The organism is Bradyrhizobium sp. 157 (genome assembly GCF_023073815.1).
In the GTDB taxonomy this organism is placed as follows: domain Bacteria; phylum Pseudomonadota; class Alphaproteobacteria; order Rhizobiales; family Xanthobacteraceae; genus Bradyrhizobium.
This window is the reverse complement of record NZ_JADPKF010000102.1, coordinates 57155-76264: the sequence shown is the minus strand read 5'-3', so window position 1 is coordinate 76264 and position 19110 is coordinate 57155. Positions and strand designations below refer to the sequence as shown.

At 60.0% G+C, this 19110-nt stretch carries 15 protein-coding genes; 12 read left to right on the top strand and 3 right to left on the bottom strand.

The genetic code is table 11. The features are described from left to right. The first annotated feature begins 39 nt into the window (after positions 1–39). Positions 40–1965, top strand: coding sequence for a potassium transporter Kup (locus tag IVA95_RS32150; RefSeq protein ID WP_247514145.1), 1926 nt, complete (start codon positions 40–42; stop codon positions 1963–1965). A gap of 50 nt (positions 1966–2015) precedes the next feature. Here the strand turns inward: IVA95_RS32150 and IVA95_RS32145 are convergent, their stop codons facing one another. From IVA95_RS32145 to IVA95_RS32135, 3 genes are read right to left on the bottom strand one after another with little or no spacing between them, the layout of a single operon-like run. Next, entirely contained in the window at positions 2016–3539 is a 1524-nt protein-coding gene (locus IVA95_RS32145; protein ID WP_247514144.1) for a tripartite tricarboxylate transporter permease, read from the bottom strand. Positions 3540–3542: 3 nt separating this feature from the next. Continuing rightward, a complete protein-coding gene (locus IVA95_RS32140) occupies positions 3543–4025 on the bottom strand; it encodes a tripartite tricarboxylate transporter TctB family protein (protein WP_247514143.1) in 483 nt (160 codons plus the stop codon). After that, the gene (locus IVA95_RS32135; RefSeq protein ID WP_247514142.1) at positions 4022–4975 is read right to left on the bottom strand and encodes a tripartite tricarboxylate transporter substrate binding protein; all 954 of its coding nucleotides are present in this window, start codon (positions 4973–4975) and stop codon (positions 4022–4024) included. Before IVA95_RS32135 ends, IVA95_RS32140 begins: the two co-directional genes overlap by 4 nt. Positions 4976–5852: 877 nt before the next feature. On the opposite strand from IVA95_RS32135, the gene IVA95_RS32130 reads away from it, so the two are divergent. From IVA95_RS32130 to IVA95_RS32080, 11 genes are all read left to right on the top strand, one after another. Then, positions 5853–6401: a hypothetical protein gene (locus IVA95_RS32130; RefSeq protein ID WP_247514141.1), complete on the top strand. Its 549-nt coding sequence runs from the start codon at positions 5853–5855 to the stop codon at positions 6399–6401. A 375-nt stretch (positions 6402–6776) separates the two neighbouring features. Beyond that, entirely contained in the window at positions 6777–7700 is a 924-nt protein-coding gene (locus IVA95_RS32125) for a complex I NDUFA9 subunit family protein (RefSeq protein ID WP_247514140.1), read from the top strand. A 150-nt stretch (positions 7701–7850) separates the two neighbouring features. Further along, on the top strand, positions 7851–8084 hold the full coding sequence (locus tag IVA95_RS32120; protein WP_247514139.1) for a hypothetical protein: 234 nt from the start codon (positions 7851–7853) through the stop codon (positions 8082–8084). 425 nt (positions 8085–8509) lie between these two features. After that, positions 8510–10018, top strand: coding sequence for an amidohydrolase family protein (locus IVA95_RS32115; protein ID WP_247514138.1), 1509 nt, complete (start codon positions 8510–8512; stop codon positions 10016–10018). A gap of 379 nt (positions 10019–10397) precedes the next feature. After that, the gene (locus IVA95_RS32110) at positions 10398–12368 is read left to right on the top strand and encodes an AMP-binding protein (RefSeq protein WP_247514137.1); all 1971 of its coding nucleotides are present in this window, start codon (positions 10398–10400) and stop codon (positions 12366–12368) included. Further along, positions 12365–13150, top strand: a complete 786-nt coding sequence (locus tag IVA95_RS32105; RefSeq protein WP_247514136.1) for an ABC transporter ATP-binding protein — start codon at positions 12365–12367, stop codon at positions 13148–13150. Before IVA95_RS32110 ends, IVA95_RS32105 begins: the two co-directional genes overlap by 4 nt. Before the next feature lie 10 nt (positions 13151–13160). Beyond that, positions 13161–14090 carry a branched-chain amino acid ABC transporter permease gene (locus IVA95_RS32100; RefSeq protein ID WP_346658084.1) on the top strand — a complete coding sequence of 310 codons (930 nt, stop codon included), beginning with the start codon at positions 13161–13163 and terminating at the stop codon, positions 14088–14090. 15 nt (positions 14091–14105) lie between these two features. Next, on the top strand, positions 14106–15233 hold the full coding sequence (locus tag IVA95_RS32095; RefSeq protein ID WP_247514135.1) for a branched-chain amino acid ABC transporter permease: 1128 nt from the start codon (positions 14106–14108) through the stop codon (positions 15231–15233). 131 nt (positions 15234–15364) lie between these two features. Then, positions 15365–16684, top strand: a complete 1320-nt coding sequence (locus tag IVA95_RS32090; RefSeq protein ID WP_247514134.1) for an ABC transporter substrate-binding protein — start codon at positions 15365–15367, stop codon at positions 16682–16684. Between the two features lie 77 nt (positions 16685–16761). Then, positions 16762–17601, top strand: coding sequence for an ABC transporter ATP-binding protein (locus IVA95_RS32085; RefSeq protein WP_247514133.1), 840 nt, complete (start codon positions 16762–16764; stop codon positions 17599–17601). 304 nt (positions 17602–17905) lie between these two features. Then, positions 17906–19078 (top strand): hypothetical protein, encoded by a 1173-nt coding sequence (locus IVA95_RS32080; RefSeq protein WP_247514132.1) that lies wholly within the window; start codon positions 17906–17908, stop codon positions 19076–19078. Positions 19079–19110 lie beyond the last annotated feature (32 nt).

Here is a 19110-nt window from a genome sequence, read left to right as displayed (position 1 = left end):
CATTTGTGCAGTGCGGTAGAGAACCGAGGCCCCGTCTTCATGTCAGTCCAGTTTGCGATCCCCGCGGCGGAAACGCCCGCGGCCAATGGTCATGGCGAAGCGCATTCCACTGCCACCTTCAAGGCGCTGATGCTCGGCAGCATCGGCGTCGTCTACGGCGACATCGGCACCAGCCCCCTATACGCGCTGCGCGAGGCGGTGGTTGCCGCCAGCGAGGCCTCGACCGCTGCTACGCCGCAGGCCGTCCTCGGCGTGCTCTCGCTGATCCTGTGGGCGCTTGTCGTGGTGGTGACGCTGAAATACGTCGTCATCCTCTTGCGCGCCGACAACAATGGCGAGGGCGGAACGCTGGCGCTGATGGCGCTGGCGCAGCGCGCGGTCGGCAAGGGCGGTGGCGCGATCGTGCTGCTCGGCATCATCTCGGGCGCGTTGTTCTACGGCGATGCGGTCCTGACGCCAGCATTGTCGGTGCTGTCGGCGATCGAGGGCATCAAGCTCGTCACGGTGACCTTCGAACACTATGTCGTGCCGCTGACGCTGGTCATCCTGGTGGTGCTGTTTGCCGTCCAGTCCCACGGCACCGCGCGGGTCGCCGCGTTCTTCGGACCGATCATGTGCGTCTGGTTCGCCGTGATCGCGATTGCGGCTGTGCCGCAGATCATGCGCCACCCCGAAGTGCTGCAGGCCTTCAACCCGCTCTACGCGGTGTCCTTCATGCTCCATCACGGCATGATCGGCTTCGTGACGCTGGGTGCGGTGTTCCTCGCCGTCACCGGTGCGGAAGCGCTCTATGCCGATCTCGGCCACTTCGGCAAGCGGCCGATCCAGACCGCATGGCTTTTCATCGTGCTGCCGTCGCTTGCGATCAACTATCTGGGGCAGGGCGCGCTGCTGATCGCCGATCCCAAAGCTATCGAGAATCCCTTCTTCCTGATGTTCCCGGACTGGGCGCTGATCCCGATGGTAGCGCTTGCGACAGCGGCGACCGTGATCGCGAGCCAGGCCGTGATCACCGGTGCCTATTCGTTGACGCGCACGGCGATCCAGCTTGGGCTGCTGCCGCGGTTCGAAATTCGTCATACGTCGGAAGCGCATTCCGGCCAGATCTATATTCCGCGCATCAACCTGCTGCTTTTCCTGGCGGTGATGCTGCTGGTAGTCCTGTTCCGCTCGTCGAGCGGGCTGGCATCGGCCTACGGAATTTCCGTGACCGGGACCATGGTGGTGACGGCCATGATGGGCTTTGTCGTGATCTGGCGGGTCTGGAGATGGTCGCCGATCGCGGCCGCAGCCCTGATCGCGCCATTCCTGTTTCTCGACATCACCTTCCTCGCCGCGAATTTGTTGAAGGTGTTCGAGGGCGGCTGGGTGCCGCTCGCGCTCGGCGGCATCGTGATGCTCTTGATGTACACGTGGCGTCGCGGCAGCCGGCTGTTGTTCGAAAAATCGCGCAAGCTGGAATTCCCGCTGGCCGAACTGGTCGCGATGCTGGAGAAGCGTCCGCCGCAGCGCGTCCCCGGCACGGCCGTGTTCCTGACCTCCGATCCCGAATGCGCGCCGACGGCGCTGATGCACAGCCTGAAGCACTACAAGGTGCTGCACGAGAAGAACGTCATCCTCACTATCCAGACCGCGCCGACGCCGCGGATCGACGATGCCGAGCGGGTGCGGATGGAGCAGCTCAGCGAGACGTTCTCCCGGGTGACGCTGCGGTTCGGCTTCATGGAAACGCCCAACGTGCCGAAGGCGCTGGCGATCGCCCGCAAACTCGGCTGGCAGTTCGACATCATGTCGACGTCGTTCTTCCTGTCCCGCCGCGCGCTCAAACCCGCCGTCCATTCCGGCATGCCGCGCTGGCAGGATTTGCTGTTCATTCGCCTCAGCCGCGCCTCCAACGACGCCACCGACTATTTCCAGATCCCGACGGGGCGGGTGGTCGAAGTGGGAACACAGGTCACGATCTAGGGCGAGGAAGACAACGCAATCCACCACGTACCGCAGGATCGAACTCGGCGTCAGAACTCGGGCGCTTCCTCACGCGCGGTTCGCGCCTGATGACGCGCGTGCTGCCACACAGCCAGGGCGACCGAGAGCGCCGCACAGAGCAGCAGCCCGCCGGAAATCGGCCGCGTGAAGAACAGCAGCGGGTTGTCGTCCGTCATGATCGCCCGAATAAGGTTGATCTCGATCTGATCGCCGAGGATGAGGCCGAGGATCAGCGGAGCCAGCGGAAATCCGGCCTTCACCAGCGCATAGCCGAACACACCGAAGATGAGCAGGACATACACGCTCTGCATCGTGTTGTTGAGCGCGTAAGCACCGATCACGCAAAGCACCAGCACGACCGGCGCAAGCACCGCGAGCCTCACACGGGTGATCTGAAGCATGAACAGCGCGCCCGCAGCCAGGATCAGCACCATCAGCAGGTGCGCCAAAATGTATGCGGCGTAGATGCCGTAGGCGAGGGCGGGCTGCTGGGAGACGAACAGCGGCCCCGACTGGATGCCATGGATCGTCATTGCGCCCAGCATAACCGCGGTGACGGCGTCGCCCGGGATGCCGAACGCCATGATGGTCACCAGCGAGCCGCCGACATTGGCATTGTTGGACGACTCGGACGCGATGATACCCTCGGGCACGCCTGTGCCGAAACGCTCGGGGTGGCGCGAGAACTTCTTCGCCTGATCGTAGGCCAACATATTGGCGGCGCTGCCGCCGATCGCAGGCAGCACGCCGATCAGGATGCCGACGACCGTCGACCACAAGAGCAGGAACGGACGGCCAAGGATTTCGCCGATCACCTTGAGGTGGGAAACCCGCAGACTCGGCTTCGCCACCAGAACGGCCTCGGGCGTCTTTGGCGCTCCTACTTTCTCGATGTCGGACATGATCTGCGCGAAGGCAAAAATCCCGATCAGCACCGGCAGGAACGCGAAGCCGCCGCTGATGAATTCGGACCCAAAGGTGAAGCGCGGCACGCTGCCGATCGGGTCGGTGCCGATGACCGTGATAAGGAGGCCGATGGCGGTCGACAGCAGGCCCTTGATGAACGAGGATTCGGCCAGGCCCGCTACCATTGCCATGGCCAGTACGAACAGCGAGAAATATTCCCACGGTCCGAACTGAAGTGCGATGGCCGCCAGCGGCCCGGTCACCAGGATCAGGAACAAGCCGCCGAGCAGCCCGCCGAAGAACGACGACCACACGCCGAGCCAGATCGCCCGGCCCGGCGCACCACTCCGCGCCATTGGAAAGCCGTCGAAGGTCGTGGCGATTGCCGAGGGCGTGCCCGGAATTCCCAGTAGACACGCGGTGACCAGGCCGCCAGCGGAGCCGCCGACATAGACGCCCGTCATGGCGGCCAGCCCCTGCAAGGGATCGAGACCATAGGTGAACGGCAGGATGACGATGATCGTCATCGTGATGGTGACGCCCGGCAGCGCGCCGCCGATGACGCCAACCAGCGTACCGGCGAACAGCGGAACAAGATAATTCCACTGCAGCACCGTCAGCAGCCCATGTCCCAAAAGCTCGAACATGGCCTACCAGTCTGTCCAGCTGCCGCGAGGGAGCAGCACCGAGAGATACCGCTCGAACACCAGGTACGTCACCGCCGACGTGCCAATCGCGATGGCGGCGAGGACCGCCCATTGGCGCCAAGTTGTCGGCTTCTCGAGCGTCGCTTGCAGCGCGGCGACGAACAGGACGGTGGCGATGCGATAGCCGAGCAGAGGCAGAAGTACCAAATAGAGCGCGACAATGATGAAGGAGAGCGCGACCAGCCCATAAGCCCGTTGCGGCTGCGCCGGAGCAGGGATGTCGGCCGGCTCAGCGCGCCGAGCGAGCAGGTCCTGCACGACCAGCACTGCGCTTGTGACGGCCATGAAGATCAGAACAATGCGCGGATAGAAGCCGGGACCGACCGGCACCAGCGGCAGTTGCGGCAGGCCAAACGATTGCACAAGCAGGACCAGACTGACCGCGAGGAAAATCAGTCCGGCAAAGCTATCGCGGCCAAGTCTCATTTCTTGGCGAGACCAAGGTCGGTCATGATCACCTTGCTCTCGCGGTCGAGCTCGTCGAGGAAAGGACCGTATTCGGCGGCGCTGAGATAGGAGACGCGCGTGCCCTGCTTCTTCATCGCGTCCGCGAACTCCGGCTCCTTAGCGGCTTTTCCGCAGGCCTCGTCCAGCTTGGCGCGCACCGCGGCCGGCGTGCCCTTCGGCACCAGCAGGCCGCGCAAAACCGCGTAGACGATGTCCATGCCGAGCTCCTTCAGCGTCGGCACGTCAGGGGCTTCGGGATCGCGCTTCTCGGCAGCAATGGCAAGAAACTTCAACTGCCCTGCATCGACCTTGCCCTTCTGCGTCAGGTTCGAATCCGTCAAATCGACATGGCCGCCGAGAATGGCGTTCATGCGCGGCGCAAGGCCTTCATAGGAGACGTACTTGAACTTGACGCCGGCCGCCTTTTCGATGAGCGCCGGGAAGATGTGGCTGGTCGATCCGAGGGTAGCCCCGACGGTGATCTGGCCCGGACGCTTCTTGGCGTCCTCGGCAAGCTCGGCCCAGGTCTTCCAGGGCGTCTTGGGGCTCGCAGTCAGGACCGATGGCGTCGCAGAGAGCAGGCAGATCGGCTCAAAGTCGCTGTATTTGACGTCTGTGACGCCGGCATAGTGCACAAGGTGGATGTAGTCGTGCACCGCATAAAGCGTATAGCCGTCCGGCGGCGAGCCTTTGGCTTCGCGCGCCCCGACGGTGCCGGAGGCGCCGACGACGTTGGCGATTACGATTGGCTGACCGATGTGCTTTTGCAGCAGCGGCGCAAATGGACGGAAGATGTTGTCCGTATCGCCGCCTGCCGCCCACGGCACGATCATCTTGATCGGGCGCTCAGGATAGTTTTGAGCCGCGGCCGGCATGGCCATCGCGGCCAATGCGGCTGTCACCGCCAAAATACGGAGCACGGTCCTCATGACGCTTCTCCCCATCGCTGTTGATTGATTTTTTTCAATCATAGCAAGGCGCCAGGACTTCGCAAACAATGATGCGACAAGGATGGTCCGGCAGCGTGTGCGGGGCGCCGCCAAATCCAAGTTCGGGCTGAGTCCCACTGGTGCCCTTTGAGCGCTTCGCGGAGTATCCTAAGCGGCTGTCTGGCCCGTTGCGATCGCAACGACCTGCGCCGGGGGGGGGGTCATTTCCAGACTTGGAAACGACTCCAAAGGAGGTCCGCTCTGTCCCCACTTCCGCTACCGGTTTGCGCGTTTGTCTGAGATCAATTCGTCAATCCCAGCACCATTCCGCAGGACAATGGACAACGCCGTCATGAAATCACCGAGCCTAGGGTGCCCTTGACAGGTTAGCGGCACGATAGTCCGGCCTCTATTTCGGTCCAAAAACCGCAATGCGTCGGAGAGTTTGCATGCGCCCCGTGGTGTGTCGCATGGAGCAGCAGCACAATCGTGATCGCCGCCAATGCAACGGAAGCGACGAAGATACGTAGCATTGTATGCGTAATTCCCGGAAGAGGGCCAAGACGAGGAAGCCCCCGGAGAGATTATCTCCGGGGGCTTTTGGACCGTTGAGATTGGGTACATCCGCCAATCCCAACGATACTCGCTCTCGGAATCTCGCCACCTGATCATGTGCAGTATGTGGCAGCGATGCGTCATCAGCGTGACCTTATTCCGCCAGAAAACTGGGGGCGGACAGCTCGCGTTTGTGCCAATCAGCGGTCATCATGGGCGGAGGATAGCAATTTTCTCCAAGTTCGCACGCGGCCATGACTCTAGGATCAGTAAGGAAGAAAGCTACGCTGGGAGCAATTCGATGCACCTGAGGAGCTGAGTCATGAACGGATCCGCGAAATCCTTTTTGGATGCCCTGCAAGCCGAAGGACCGGCCGCCGATCGAGCCGAAAAAATGACTCTCTACGGCCAGTTTGTCGGAGGCTGGGAGTCCGACATCGTCAGCTATGAGGAGGATGGCACCAAACACAATGGACGGGGCGAGATTCACTTCGGCTGGGTGTTAGAGGGCCGCGCGATCCAGGACGTTTGGATGATCCCGCGCCGCGCCGAGCGCCGTCCTGGGATGCCGGCGATGCCGGTCGCGGGCAACTGGTACGGAACGACACTGCGAGTCTACGATCCGGGCGTCGATGCCTGGCATATTTTCTGGAGTGATCCGGCAACGCAGGTTTACACGCGCCAGATTGGACGGGCACGCGGCGCCGACATCGTTCAGGAGGGGAAACTGCCAACGGGCGCTATGCTTCGCTGGAGCTTCACCGAGATCACGGCCAATTCGTTTCATTGGCTCGGCGAACATTCGGCGGATGACGGCTCGAATTGGCGAGTCCAGGTCGAGGTCTTTGCGCGCCGCGTCAGCTCTGCTTGAGGCCGTCAAGGCACTACGCCGCGCAGATAGAGAAAATCAGATACCGCGCCGCAGCGAGTAGCTGTGAATCAGCGAGCCGTTCGCCCCCCGTGTTGCCTCATCTGCGAATGTTGCCCAGGAGCCTTCGCCGCATGGGCCAGGGCAACCATTAGGTGGGACGCATCGACTCGATCGAGAGGTGCAATGCTTCTCCTGTGGTCGAGACGCGATTGATGAAGCGTTTGCCTAGACTTCTCAACAGTCTCAAGACAATGTCTTGACGGAGCTGACCGCTGCGAGATCCGGCTTCATCATTCGTAGCTTGCAGTTATTCGTCGCAGCAGCCTTCGAGGCTGCTATAATGGGGTGGTTGCGACATGAATTGGCGGATGGGCCATGGTGGCAACGAACGGTCAGACCGTCACCGTGTTCGGCGGAACCGGCTTTCTGGGCCGCCGCATCGTTCAACATCTGCGCTCAAGCGGATTTCCCGTTCGGATCGCGTCAAGGCATCCGGATCACGGTTACACCTTGCCTGGTGCTGATGATCCGCAACTTCAATCCGTAGAGGCCAACATTCACGACGAGCGGTCGGTCGCGGATGCGCTTGCCGGCGCCTACGGCGCTGTAAATGCGGTCAGTCTTTACGTCGAGCGCGGAGCGGAGACTTTTCATTCCGTTCATGTCGAGGCCGCCCGGCGGGTAGCAATTCAAGCGCACAGGGCCGGAGTCAAAAGACTCGTCCACATTTCAGGAATCGGCTCCGATGCCACCTCCCAATCGCGCTACATCCGAAAGCGTGGCGAGGGCGAACTGGCGGTCCGGGCCGCGTTCGCCGAGGCAACTTTGATCCGTCCGGCGGTGATGTTCGGACCGGACGACGCGTTTCTCGTCGTCATCCTCAAGCTGCTCCGCCAGCTTCCCGTCTATCCGGTGTTCGGCCGCGGCGAGACCAGATTGCAGCCGGCCTATGTGGATGATGTTGCGGACGCGATTGGCCGGATCATGCAGCGCGCCGAGACGCCGGGGATCTTCGAGTTCGGCGGCCCTCGCGTCTACTCTTACAAGGAGTTGCTTAGAGCCGTGGCGCAGCAAGCCGGGCTTGCGCCTCGGCTGCTCCCAATCCCGTTTGCCGCCTGGCATGCATTGGCATGGGCCTCCGAAATGCTCCGGATTCCATTCCTGACGCGCAATCAAGTGGAGCTGATGCAAATCGACACGGTGTCATCGCCAGATATGCCTGGATTTGCCGAGCTTGGGATATCGCCGCACTCGGTCGAGGCAATACTCCAGAAGATGCTGTCGAATTCCGGAGGATGAGCCGCTCGATTAAGCCGCGTCAGCAGACGCCAGGCTTGTCGATGTTGCGCTCAAGGAGGAACCAACCTTTAGAGACCCCGTTATTGAATTCACTTAATGCTAAGGGGGCGACCACGGGTTGGAACCGCGTCATAAGTGAAGGCGGACATCATGGCTACATGTGAAACCTGCGGCAATGACTATGACAAGGCCTTTCAGGTCACAATGGACGGCAAGGCGCATACCTTCGACAGTTTCGAATGTGCCATTCACGCGCTCGCGCCGACCTGCGATCATTGCGGCATCCGCATCGTCGGGCACGGATTGGAGAAGTCCGGCACGTTCTATTGTTGCGAGCACTGCGCCGAAAGTGAAGGCGTCAAAGGGCTAAGTGATCGAGTCTAGGCCAGGGCAATTGATGCGTGCCGGGGCCCTCCATCTGTCCGCGAAGGACGATGCTTCGTTTGCAACAAACGCCTCGTAAGGTGACAGGCGCTTTGCGCTCGCTCGGGCAAACCTGCCACTCGCAATGGGGCGCTTTGGGACAGCATGACTGCCGGATAACTTTGCTTGCGCCATTGGAAATTTGAGCATTGAATTCGGCGAAGATGCGCCACTACCGTAAGTAGTTTTCAAGTGTGTCTGTACCCTCACAGAATGATGTGTGAAGAGACCCGCCTGGGCGTGAGGCGAGTGTGATCGCCTTATGCGTGGCTGAACGGGAGGTACGCCTATTTCGTCCACCTGACTGATCGGAAGTGGCCAAACGCGCAGGCCTGACGCGCGCACCGACCAGCGCCGTCGTGGCCCAACCAAACAGGGAGGAGAAAATGAGCACCTGGCTTAGCGAGCGAGAGCAGCGTCTTGTCGCGGGCGCCGAGGCGGCATCGGCGGCAACGCCGATTCCCACGCAGATTGTTTCCAACGGCGAGTATCTGCCGCCCCCGCAGAGTGCCGTGCAAAAGAAGGTCGAGGCGCGGATCAACGAGCTCGCCGACGTCAACGGCAAGCACCTCGGCTTGAGCCGCAGGCAGTTCCTGCACACGAGCTGCGGCATGGCGGCGGCATTCCTCGCCATGAACGACGTCTACGGCAATGTTTTCCAGGTCGCGCCTGCGGAGGCGCGGGAGCCCGAATTGATGCAGGCGCGCGCGCAAGGCCTCGCCGGCCAGTTCATCTTCGACGTTCAGACCCATTTCGTGCGCGACGACTTCGATCACAAGGAGCTGTTGGGGCTGGCAGACTTTGCGAGCCAACACTGGAACCCGAAGATGAAGGAGGAGGGCGTGTCCTCGCTCGCCCGCTACAAGTTCCAAAACTATGTGAAAGAGATCTACTACGACAGCGACACCAACATGGCGCTGTTGAGCGGCGCGCCGTTCGACGATCCGAGCTGGTGGCTGCTCTCCAATGAGCAGATCGTCAAGGCGCGCGAACTCATCAACGACTTCGCCGGCTCGCGCCGCCTGTTGGCGCATAGCGTCATCACCCCAAAGCAGCCCGGCTGGATGGAGGAGGTCGACAAGGCCATCGAGGTCTACAAGCCGGATTCCTGGAAGTCCTACACGATCGGCGATCCGCTGGCGCCCTCCAAATTCCCATGGCGGCTCGACGATGAGCAGGTGATGTATCCGTTCTACGAGAAAGCGGTAAAGGCCGGCATCAACACACTGTGTATCCACAAGGGGCTGCTGCCGCCCGATTACGAGAAGTCGTTCGCCGGCGTGTGGGAATACGCAACCGCATGGGACATCGGAAAGGCTGCCAAGGACTGGCCGCAGATGAACTTCGTGATCTATCACTCGGCGCTGCGGGCGTTCCTCGAGCTGCCGGACAAGGCGTGGGCGGAGTTCGAGCAGACCGGCCGCATCCAGTGGGCCACGGATCTCGCGGAAATCCCGCAGAAGTTCGGCGTCAACAATGTCTATGCCGAGCTCGGCACGTCCTTTGCCAACTCAGCAGTCGCGCATCCCAAGTTCTGTGCCGCGCTGGTTGGTACGTTGATCAAGGGCATGGGAGTCGACCACGTGATGTGGGGCACCGACTCGGTCTGGTACGGCTCACCTCAGTGGCAGATCGAGGCGATGCGCCGGCTTGAAATCCCGGAGGACATGCAGAAGAAATACGGCTTTGCGCCGCTCGGCGACGCTAACAGCGCCGTCAAGCAACTGATCTTCGCGGGCAACGCAACCAGGTTCTACAAGATCAAGCTGAGGGCGGCTGACAATACCACGATGCCGGCCTATTCCGAGGACCGTCTCGCTTCGCTCAAGAACGAGTATACGCGGGCCGCCAAGGCGCCCTCGAACCTGCGCTACGGCTACGTTCGCGCCGCGTAATGTCGAGCGGCCGCGCCGGCGGAGTGGACACGCTTCGCGGGCGCGGTCGACGCGCGGCTGCAGTGAAGAGTGTAGATCGACAGAGGCAATTTTGGTTTCGGATGAAAACCAAACGCTTCGTGCGATATCTGCTTTTTGGCTCCAATAGCCCACGTCCCGGGACGTCCGTTTGTGCCCCACAGCCGGCATAGGATGATTGCGTCGCAACATGCGCCAACACAATTGGCCGCATCCGGGACTGCCAAACTGGGCTTGTAGGACTTTCGATCAATTGTATTCTCAAGGGAAGCATGCGGAACTCGCATGGCTGCTGCCTGAAGGGCGCAGATCACCATAAGCAGGCGCGAACCAACGTGCCGGTTTTTGGGTGGAGACGGACATGGCCGGTGGCGGACCGTTTGATACGTTCCCCAAGTTGCTACTGCGAAACGTCGCGAAGTTTGGCAACCGTCCGGCGTTTCGGCATAAGAATCTTGGCATCTGGCAGACGTGGAATTGGACCGAGGTCGCCGGGATCGTACGTGCTTATGCCGCGGGTTTGCAGCGGATTGGTTTGCAGCCAGGCGACACGATCGCCATCGTCGGCTCCAACCGGCCGAAGCTCTATTGGACCATAATGGCAGCGCAGGCGCTGCGTGCGATTCCGGTTCCGGTCTATTCGGATGCGGTGGCTGACGAGCTTGCCTATATCCTTGACCACGCCGACGTGAAGTTTGTTGCAGCGCAGGATCAGGAGCAGGTCGACAAGATTTTGTCCGCATCCGACCGGGTGCCGCATCTTCGGAAGATTGTTTACGATGAACCGCGTGGACTCCGCGACTACGATCACAGCCGGCTGATCGCAATCCATGATGTCATCGAAGACGGCCGGGCCGTGCTTGCGGGCAATGCTGCGCTTGGCGAGCAGATCGATGAAATCATCCGTCAGGGTGAAGGTTCTGACGTCTCGATCATCCTGTATACCTCGGGAACGACCGGCGCGTCGAAGGGCGTCATGCTGTCGGCGCGAGGGTGCATCGACGCTGCAACGGATACTGTCAGGTTCGACAGGTTGACCGAGAACGACGTGGCACTTGCTTATCTGCCGCTCGCCTGGGTGGGAGATCATTACCTCAACTATGCACAGGGCCTTGCCGCCGGTTTTTGCATGGCGTGTCCCGAGAGCGGTGAGACGGTCGAGCAGGATTTGCGCGAGATCGGACCAACCTTCTATTTCGCTCCACCGCGGGTTTTCGAAAACATGCTGACGCGGGTGATGATCCGCATGGAGGATGCTGCGCCAATCAAGCGGCGTATGTTCGACTACTTCCTCCGCATTGCGCGACGGCATGGCGAATCGATTTTGACCGGAAAGCCGGTGCCGGTGTCAGGCCGGCTACTCTATGCGCTCGGACGCTTGATACTCTACGAGCCCCTCAAAAACGTTCTCGGCCTGTCTCGCGTGCGCGTTGCCTATACTGCAGGTGAAGCCATTGGTCCGGATCTTTTCGCGTTTTACCGCTCGATCGGATTGAACCTGAAGCAGCTCTACGGTCAAACTGAAGCGTTCCTCTACGTCACGTGTCAGCCTGACGGGGAGATCTACTCCGATACTGTTGGGCCGGCGGCGCCGAACGTCGACATTCGCATTGCGGAATCAGGCGAGGTGCAATTCCGTTCACCCGGCATGTTTGTCCGATATTTCAAGGATCAGTCGAAAACTGCGGAGACCCTGACGCCTGACGGTTACGTCAAGACCGGTGATGCCGGCTTCTTCGACGAGAAGACGGGACATCTGAAGATCATCGATCGCGCAAAGGATGTGGGCCGGCTGGCCGACGGAACGATATTTGCGCCGAAGTATCTCGAGAACAAGTTGAAGTTCTTTCCAAGCATCAAGGAAGCGGTCGCCTTCGGCGATTCCAGGGAGTTCGTTTGCGCCATTCTCAATATCGACCTGACTGCGGTGGGGAGCTGGGCCGAACGCAACAACATTGCCTACGGCTCCTATCAGGAACTGGCGGGGCATCCGCTGGTCTATGACCTGGTGGCGAATAGCGTTGAAGAAGTGAACCGCTCCCTCGCGGAGGAAAAGGTGATGGCTGGCGCACAGATTCGCCGCTTTCTGATTCTGCATAAGGAGCTAGACGCAGACGATGGCGAATTGACACGCACGCAGAAAGTTCGCCGCGGATTTATCGCCGAGCGCTATGCGCCATTGATCGCAGCGCTTTACGACGGTTCGCATGAAGCCGATATTTCCACCGAAGTCACTTTTGAGGATGGCCGCAAAGGCGTGATCGCGGCGCGGGTAAAGATCCGCGACGTGCCGGCAATTGGCGCGACGGAACCCTTGGGGAGGGCCGCATGAGGATGCCGGATACGAGCGAAATCCTGCTTCAGGTCGAGGGGGTATCGCTGGCGTTTGGCGGCGTGAAAGCGCTGAGGGATGTTTCGCTCGACATCAGGAGAGGTGAAATTCGTGCCATCATCGGACCGAATGGCGCCGGAAAGACTTCGATGCTTAACGTCATCAACGGCTTCTATCATCCCAATCGCGGTGCCATCACCTTCAAGGGACGAACCCGCGCCCAGATGCAGCCGTTCGAGGCGTCCCGCGGCGGCATTGCGCGCACGTTTCAAAACGTCGCCCTGTTCAAGGGAATGAGCGCGCTCGACAATATCATGGCTGGCCGCACATTGAAGATGCGGCGGGGCCTGCTGTGGCAGATGCTGCGCTACGGCCCTGCGCTGGCGGAGGAGATCGAGCATCGGCACCGGGTCGAAGAGATCATCGATTTTCTGGAGATCGAACCGATCCGCAAGGTGCCGGTCGCGCGCTTGCCATACGGCCTGCAGAAACGCGTCGAACTCGGCCGCGCGCTTGCGATGGAGCCCGATCTCCTTCTGCTTGACGAGCCGATGGCAGGCATGAACCTCGAAGAGAAGAAGGACATGTCGCGGTTCATCATCGACGTGAACGATTATTACGGCACGACCATCGCGCTGATCGAGCACGACATGGCTGTGGTGATGGATCTCTCCCATCGCGTGGTGGTGCTCGATCATGGCGTGAAGATCGCCGACGGAACGCCGGATGAGGTCAAAAAGGATCAGGGCGTCATCGACGCCTATCTCGGCATCGCGCACTAGGGAGCATAGTGTGATCGCATTGGGTCAATTTCTCGAGGTGCTGATCGGCGGATTGATGTCTGGCGTCCTGTATTCGCTGGTCGCGCTCGGCTTCGTGTTGATCTTCAAGGCATCCGGCGTCTTTAATTTTGCGCAAGGCGCAATGGTGTTGCTCGCCGGGCTGGCGCTGGTTCGTTCGCTCGATCTCCTCGTGGCGAACGGCTTCCCGCTTTGGGTTGCGATCGTCCTCGGCATCGGCTTTGCCGCGGTGATCATGGCGATAACGGCCTGGCTGATCGAGCGGTTCGTGATCGGACCTCTCGTCAATCAGGATGGCCTCACATTGTTCATGTCCACCATTGGCGTGACATTCGTCCTCGAGGGTGCGGCGCAGATGATCTTCGGTTCCGATGTTTACCCGTTGCGGCTGTTCCCGACGGACGTCTGGCTCCTGTTCGAAAGTCACTTTCCGGGTGGGATCCTGGTCAACCAGCTGGATGTCTGGGGCGGGTTTATCGCCGGCATTCTGGTCGCGGGTCTCGCGATCTTCTTCCAGCGTACCAAAACCGGTCGCGCGCTCAGGGCGGTTGCCGATGACCACATGGCGGCGCAGTCGGTCGGGATTCCAATCGGCTGGATCTGGTTTGTCGTTTGGCTTGTTGCCGGTCTCGTTGCGCTGGTTGCTGCGACCGTGTGGGGTACCAAGCTGGGTGTACAGTTCTCGATCACGTTTCTCGCGCTGAAGGCCTTGCCGGTTCTGATTATTGGGGGCCTTACCTCGGTTCCAGGAGCGATCGTCGGCGGGCTTATCGTAGGCGCGGGCGAGAAGCTCGCCGAGGTGTTCTTGGGCTCACATATTGGCGGCGGTATCGAATATTGGTTCGCCTATGTGCTGGCGTTGGCGGTGCTGCTCGTGCGGCCGCAGGGGCTGTTCGGCGAGCGCATCATCGAGCGCATCTGAGACGAGGAGCTAGTTGTGCTTTATCGCGAGGCAGGCCAATTCAAGACGACCTACGCGGAGGATATGGCGGTCTTCCCGATCCGCCAGGACCGCATAGCGCTCGCCATCTTGCTCGGTATCGCCTTCGTAGGCGTGCCGCTGTTGGCCGACTTCGACATTTGGCCGTTCGGCACCGACTATCTGCTTCGCGCCATTCTGCTGCCCTTCCTGATCCTCGCGCTCGCTGCAATCGGCGTAAACATCCTCGTCGGCTATTGCGGCCAGATCACGCTCGGCAGCGGTGCATTCATGGCCATCGGCGCCTACTCTGCTTACAAGCTGGCGACCGGCGTTTATATTCCGATCGCCTGGTTTGACTTCGCGATTTCGATCCCGCCGCTGCCTGTGCTGCCATCCATTTTGCTCGGCGGACTCACGACGGCGGTTGTCGGCATCCTCTTTGGCATTCCCAGTTTGCGGATCAAGGGCCTCTATCTGGCGGTTGCAACACTCGCAGCGCAGTTCTTCTTCGACTGGGTGTTCCTGCGGGTGGCGTGGTTCACCAATTATGCGCCATCAGGATCCGTCAATGCACCGACACTGGATTTCTTCGGTCTGAACGTGGGCACGCCGATTGAGCGATATCTGCTGTGCCTGATCTTCGTAACGGTATTCGCGATTCTGGCGAAGAACCTCGTTCGCGGCAATCTCGGCAGACAATGGATGGCGATCCGCGATATGGATATCGCCGCCGAGCTGATCGGTATCCGGCCGCTCTATGCAAAGCTCACGGCTTTCGCGGTCTCTTCATTCATCATCGGCGTGGCGGGCGCACTCTGGGCGTTTGTCTATCTGGGCTCATGGGAGCCGCTCGCCTTCTCGATCGAGCGTTCGCTGCAGCTTCTGTTCATGGTGATCATCGGCGGGTTGGGTTCGATCATGGGGTCATTCATCGGTGCGGCCTTTATCCTGATCCTGCCCATCATGCTGAACCTGCTTCCAACCCAGCTCGGTGTGCCGCTGTCGACAGAGACGATTACTCATCTGGAATTCATCATCTTTGGATCGTTGATCTGCTATCTTCTCATTAAGGAGCCACATGGGTTTGCCCGGCTCATATCGATCGGCAAGGAGAAGCTCAGATTGTGGCCGTTTCCCTACTGAAGGGGGCGGGCAGTGCGAAGCAAGCCGAAGATCGCAATGCGGAGCGGCGGTCGTTGGCAATAGGAGGCAAGGAAGCCCGCGAAAACAAGACCCGGTACGAAAAAAACGGGCTGAACGAGGAGGAGAGTCCTATGGTACGCAACAAACTATTACTTGCTGCAGCCATACTTTCAGGCGGGGCGTTTGCCTCTCCTGCTGCAGCGCAGAGCGAGCAGTTCATCCCGATACTATCCTACCGAACGGGCGCGTACGCCGTGAATGGCGTGCCGTACGCAAATGGCGTGGCCGACTACTACAACCTTGTCAACGAGCGCGACGGTGGCATCAACGGCGTCAAGATCTTGTTCGAGGAATGCGAAACGGGCTACGCCACCGACAAGGGCGTCGAATGTTACGAGCGTCTCAAGGGGAAGGGCCCTACCGGCGCGGCCTTCGTCAATCCGCTGTCGACCGGCATTACATTCGCCCTCACCGAGAAGACCACGACTGACAAGATCCCGATCATTACGATGGGTTACGGTCGCGCCGATTCCAAGAATGGCGCCGTGTTCGCCTACAATTTCCCGCTGCTCGGCACGTACTGGTCCGCGGCCGATATCGCAATTCAGCACGTCGCCAAGGAGGTGGGCGGCTTCGACAAGCTGAAAGGCAAGAAGATCTCGCTGCTCTATCACGACAGCCCCTACGGCAAGGAACCGATTCCGATGCTGCAGGTGCTGGCAAAGAAGCACGGCTTTGAGTTCACGCCGATCCCGGTCACGCACCCCGGCGTCGAACAGAAGTCGCAATGGCTGTCGATCCGCCAGAACCGGCCGGATTATGTCTTGGTCTGGGGCTGGGGCGTCATGAACGGCACGGCGGTCAAGGAAGCGGCGGCTGTTGCCTATCCGCGCGAAAAGATGATCGGTGTTTGGTGGTCGGGCGCAGAGCCGGATGTGCAGCCCGCAGGCGATCAAGCCGTCGGCTACAAGGCGCTGATGCTTCAGCATGGTGCGGGCAAATTCCCCGTGCATGCTGACATCGAGAAGTACGTCTATGCAAAGGGCAAGGGCGCGTCGGAGCCTGGCAAGATCGGCGAGGTTCTCTACAACCGCGGCATGGTGAACGCCATGCTCGGGGTGGAAGCGATCCGCAAGGCGCAGGAAAAGTTCGGCAAGAAGCCGCTGACGGGCGAGCAGGTCCGTTGGGGTCTTGAGAACCTCAACCTCTCGGAAGCGCGCCTCAAGGAGCTCGGTTTCGAGGGCATGTTGAAGCCGATCAAGATTTCCTGCTCCGATCACGAGGGTGCGCGGGACGGGCGCGTGCAACAGTGGGACGGCAAGGGCTGGAAGGTCATATCCGACTGGTACACGGCCAACCAATCCGAGACCGAACCGCTCGTTGAAGAGGTTTCCGCGAAGTATGCCGCGGACAAGAAGGTTCAGCCTCGCGACTGCTCGAAAGAGAGCTGAAAACATCTCGGAGATCCGGAAGGAGTGTTCGCTTCCTTCCGGGTATTCCGGAAGCTGTAACAGTTTGGAGGGAGCAGGTGTCAATTCCCAAGGCCGCCACGACGACAGAAGCGGCGGCGCCGTTCCTGTCGGTCAATAATATCGAGGTCGTGTACGATCACGTCATCCTGGTATTGAAGGGCGTATCGCTGGATGTGCCGCGGGGCGGAACCGTCGCACTTCTCGGCGCCAATGGTGCGGGCAAGACAACGACTCTGAAGGCGATTTCCAATCTGCTATATTCAGAGCGCGGCGAGGTCACCAAGGGCTCAATCCTGTTTGACGGTGTCGAAGTGCAGTCGCTGTCGCCAAACGATCTAGTGCGGCGCGGCTGCATTCAGGTGATGGAGGGGCGGCGCTGCTTCGCCCACCTGACTGTCGAAGAAAATCTCCTGACCGGCGCATTCACGCGTGTGGACGGCAAGTCCGCGATCGCCGAGGATCTCGAGCGGGTCTATGCCTATTTTCCCCGTCTCAGGGAGCGACGCGGTTCCACCGCGGGCTATACGTCGGGTGGCGAACAGCAGATGTGCGCAATCGGCCGTGCGCTGATGTCGCGCCCGAAGATGATCCTGCTGGACGAGCCATCGATGGGCCTCGCTCCGCAGATCGTCGAAGAGATCTTCGAGATCGTCAAGGATCTCAATGTCCGGGAAAATGTTACGTTCCTGCTCGCCGAGCAGAACACCAATATGGCGCTCAAATACGCCAGACACGGATACATCCTCGAAAATGGGCGCGTAGTGATGGACGGCGAGGCGCGGGCGCTCGCCGCAAATGAGGATGTAAAGGAATTCTATCTTGGCATCGCCGGGGACAAGCGCAAATCATTCCGCGATGTGAAGCACTACAAGCGACGCAAGCGCTGGCTCGCTTAGGTGACCTGTTCATCCGGCTCAGCCTCTCCGCGAACGATCCCGCCGACTATTTCTAGATCCCGACCGGGCAGGTGGTAAAAGTGGGAACGCAGGTCACGATCTTGGGGCGAGTTTTAGATGCTCCGATCGTCGGCCGATGTCCGCCTTGAAGCGTATTCCGGACTCAAGCCGGACCTGGTGTAATATCTGAAAAGCGAAGAGGACATTGCATCGGATTTGGAGCTTTCGCCTCGCCAAGCTGCGCGTTCGTTGTTTACGATCGCGTGGGTCGCGATCCGATGAAACTGGGCATGGGAAAATCGCCATGGGAATAAAAAGCCATACTGCTGCGCCCACGGCAGCTCTTGCTCTCGGACTCTTCTTCGCAGCGCCGGCTTCCATTGCCACCAATGCGACCGTCAGCACGGTCGCGTCGCTCGTCGCGGCCACCATCGGCAATCTCAGCTTCATGTCGCCTGCAATGAGTGAGCCGGCCGCACTCACAAAAAACCAATCGGATGCGCTTAATACATACAATAATGCACGGGGCAACTTTGAGTCGATTCTGGCCCAGCGGCGCGCGCAGATCAATTCGAACCAGCGACTACTGAGCTTGCCGGGACAAGCACTCTACCTTGCGCGCAATAACATGATGAGCGCGTACAAGGATCTCACCGACGCTCTTCCGTCCAGGATAGGCAGGCCCAACAAATACGGGATCCCTCCGGCGTACTTTGACGCCGACAATGAGCCGCTGCTCAACGAGTACAGGAGACTTTTCGACCTGATGCAAGCGCCGCCCGCCAATGCGCAAAACTCGGATACGCCATTCAAGGATGTTGTCGACCTGGGCACTGCCATTGCGCGAGCAAAGGGCCTTGATGCGGCCAATGCCGAAGCAGCAGGCCGTATCAGCCTGGGCCTGTTCTTTGCCGAGACAAATGGCAATCAGAACATCGGGAATGCGCGCTCGAACAAATACAAGGGCAGCTTGCAAACAGGCGTACCCGAAGACCAAAATGGGCGAAAGAAATGGGCGACGATAAAAAAATCGATAGCAGCGTTTGATCCCGCGCTGAGCATTCGCGACGACAAGGAAGAGGCTCGCGTTGGCAATCTGGATCGTCGGTTCAACCACTGGACCGCCGTGCGGGATGCCCTGATGAACGCGCATGCGGATATTTTCCCGCAAGTTCCGGCGATCGTGAAAACACTGCCGGATCCGATTGATCAAATGAAGCTCTTTGAACTCATCCAGATTATTCCCAGCCCGACCAGGTCCGCACTCGGGTCACGCAACCTGGTCGACTATAGAATTTCCGACCCGAAGATCATGGCATACCTGCGAAACAACAGCATTTTCACGTTTGGACGAGCCGACAGAGCCAAAACATCTGCAACCTTCCGCGAAATTCTTGATGCAATGTGGCTCTTCAACGACAAGTTTGAACGAGCGCTTTCCAAATTCGAAGAGATCAAGATACGATCAAAGGGTTGAAGTCGGCAGGGTCGGAACCGGATGCGAGGGGC

What these genes read in the sequence shown, in the direction of transcription:
- IVA95_RS32125 (WP_247514140.1), top strand. Translation starts at nt 6,777, where the DNA reads ATGGTGGCAACGAACGGTCAGACCGTCACCGTGTTCGGCGGAACCGGC.
- IVA95_RS32105 (WP_247514136.1), top strand. Translation starts at nt 12,365, where the DNA reads ATGAGGATGCCGGATACGAGCGAAATCCTGCTTCAGGTCGAGGGGGTA.
- IVA95_RS32140 (WP_247514143.1), bottom strand. Translation starts at nt 4,025, where the DNA reads ATGAGACTTGGCCGCGATAGCTTTGCCGGACTGATTTTCCTCGCGGTC.
- IVA95_RS32110 (WP_247514137.1), top strand. Translation starts at nt 10,398, where the DNA reads ATGGCCGGTGGCGGACCGTTTGATACGTTCCCCAAGTTGCTACTGCGA.
- IVA95_RS32135 (WP_247514142.1), bottom strand. Translation starts at nt 4,975, where the DNA reads ATGAGGACCGTGCTCCGTATTTTGGCGGTGACAGCCGCATTGGCCGCG.
- IVA95_RS32145 (WP_247514144.1), bottom strand. Translation starts at nt 3,539, where the DNA reads ATGTTCGAGCTTTTGGGACATGGGCTGCTGACGGTGCTGCAGTGGAAT.
- IVA95_RS32090 (WP_247514134.1), top strand. Translation starts at nt 15,365, where the DNA reads ATGGTACGCAACAAACTATTACTTGCTGCAGCCATACTTTCAGGCGGG.
- IVA95_RS32115 (WP_247514138.1), top strand. Translation starts at nt 8,510, where the DNA reads ATGAGCACCTGGCTTAGCGAGCGAGAGCAGCGTCTTGTCGCGGGCGCC.
- IVA95_RS32080 (WP_247514132.1), top strand. Translation starts at nt 17,906, where the DNA reads ATGGGAATAAAAAGCCATACTGCTGCGCCCACGGCAGCTCTTGCTCTC.
- IVA95_RS32150 (WP_247514145.1), top strand. Translation starts at nt 40, where the DNA reads ATGTCAGTCCAGTTTGCGATCCCCGCGGCGGAAACGCCCGCGGCCAAT.
- IVA95_RS32130 (WP_247514141.1), top strand. Translation starts at nt 5,853, where the DNA reads ATGAACGGATCCGCGAAATCCTTTTTGGATGCCCTGCAAGCCGAAGGA.
- IVA95_RS32120 (WP_247514139.1), top strand. Translation starts at nt 7,851, where the DNA reads ATGGCTACATGTGAAACCTGCGGCAATGACTATGACAAGGCCTTTCAG.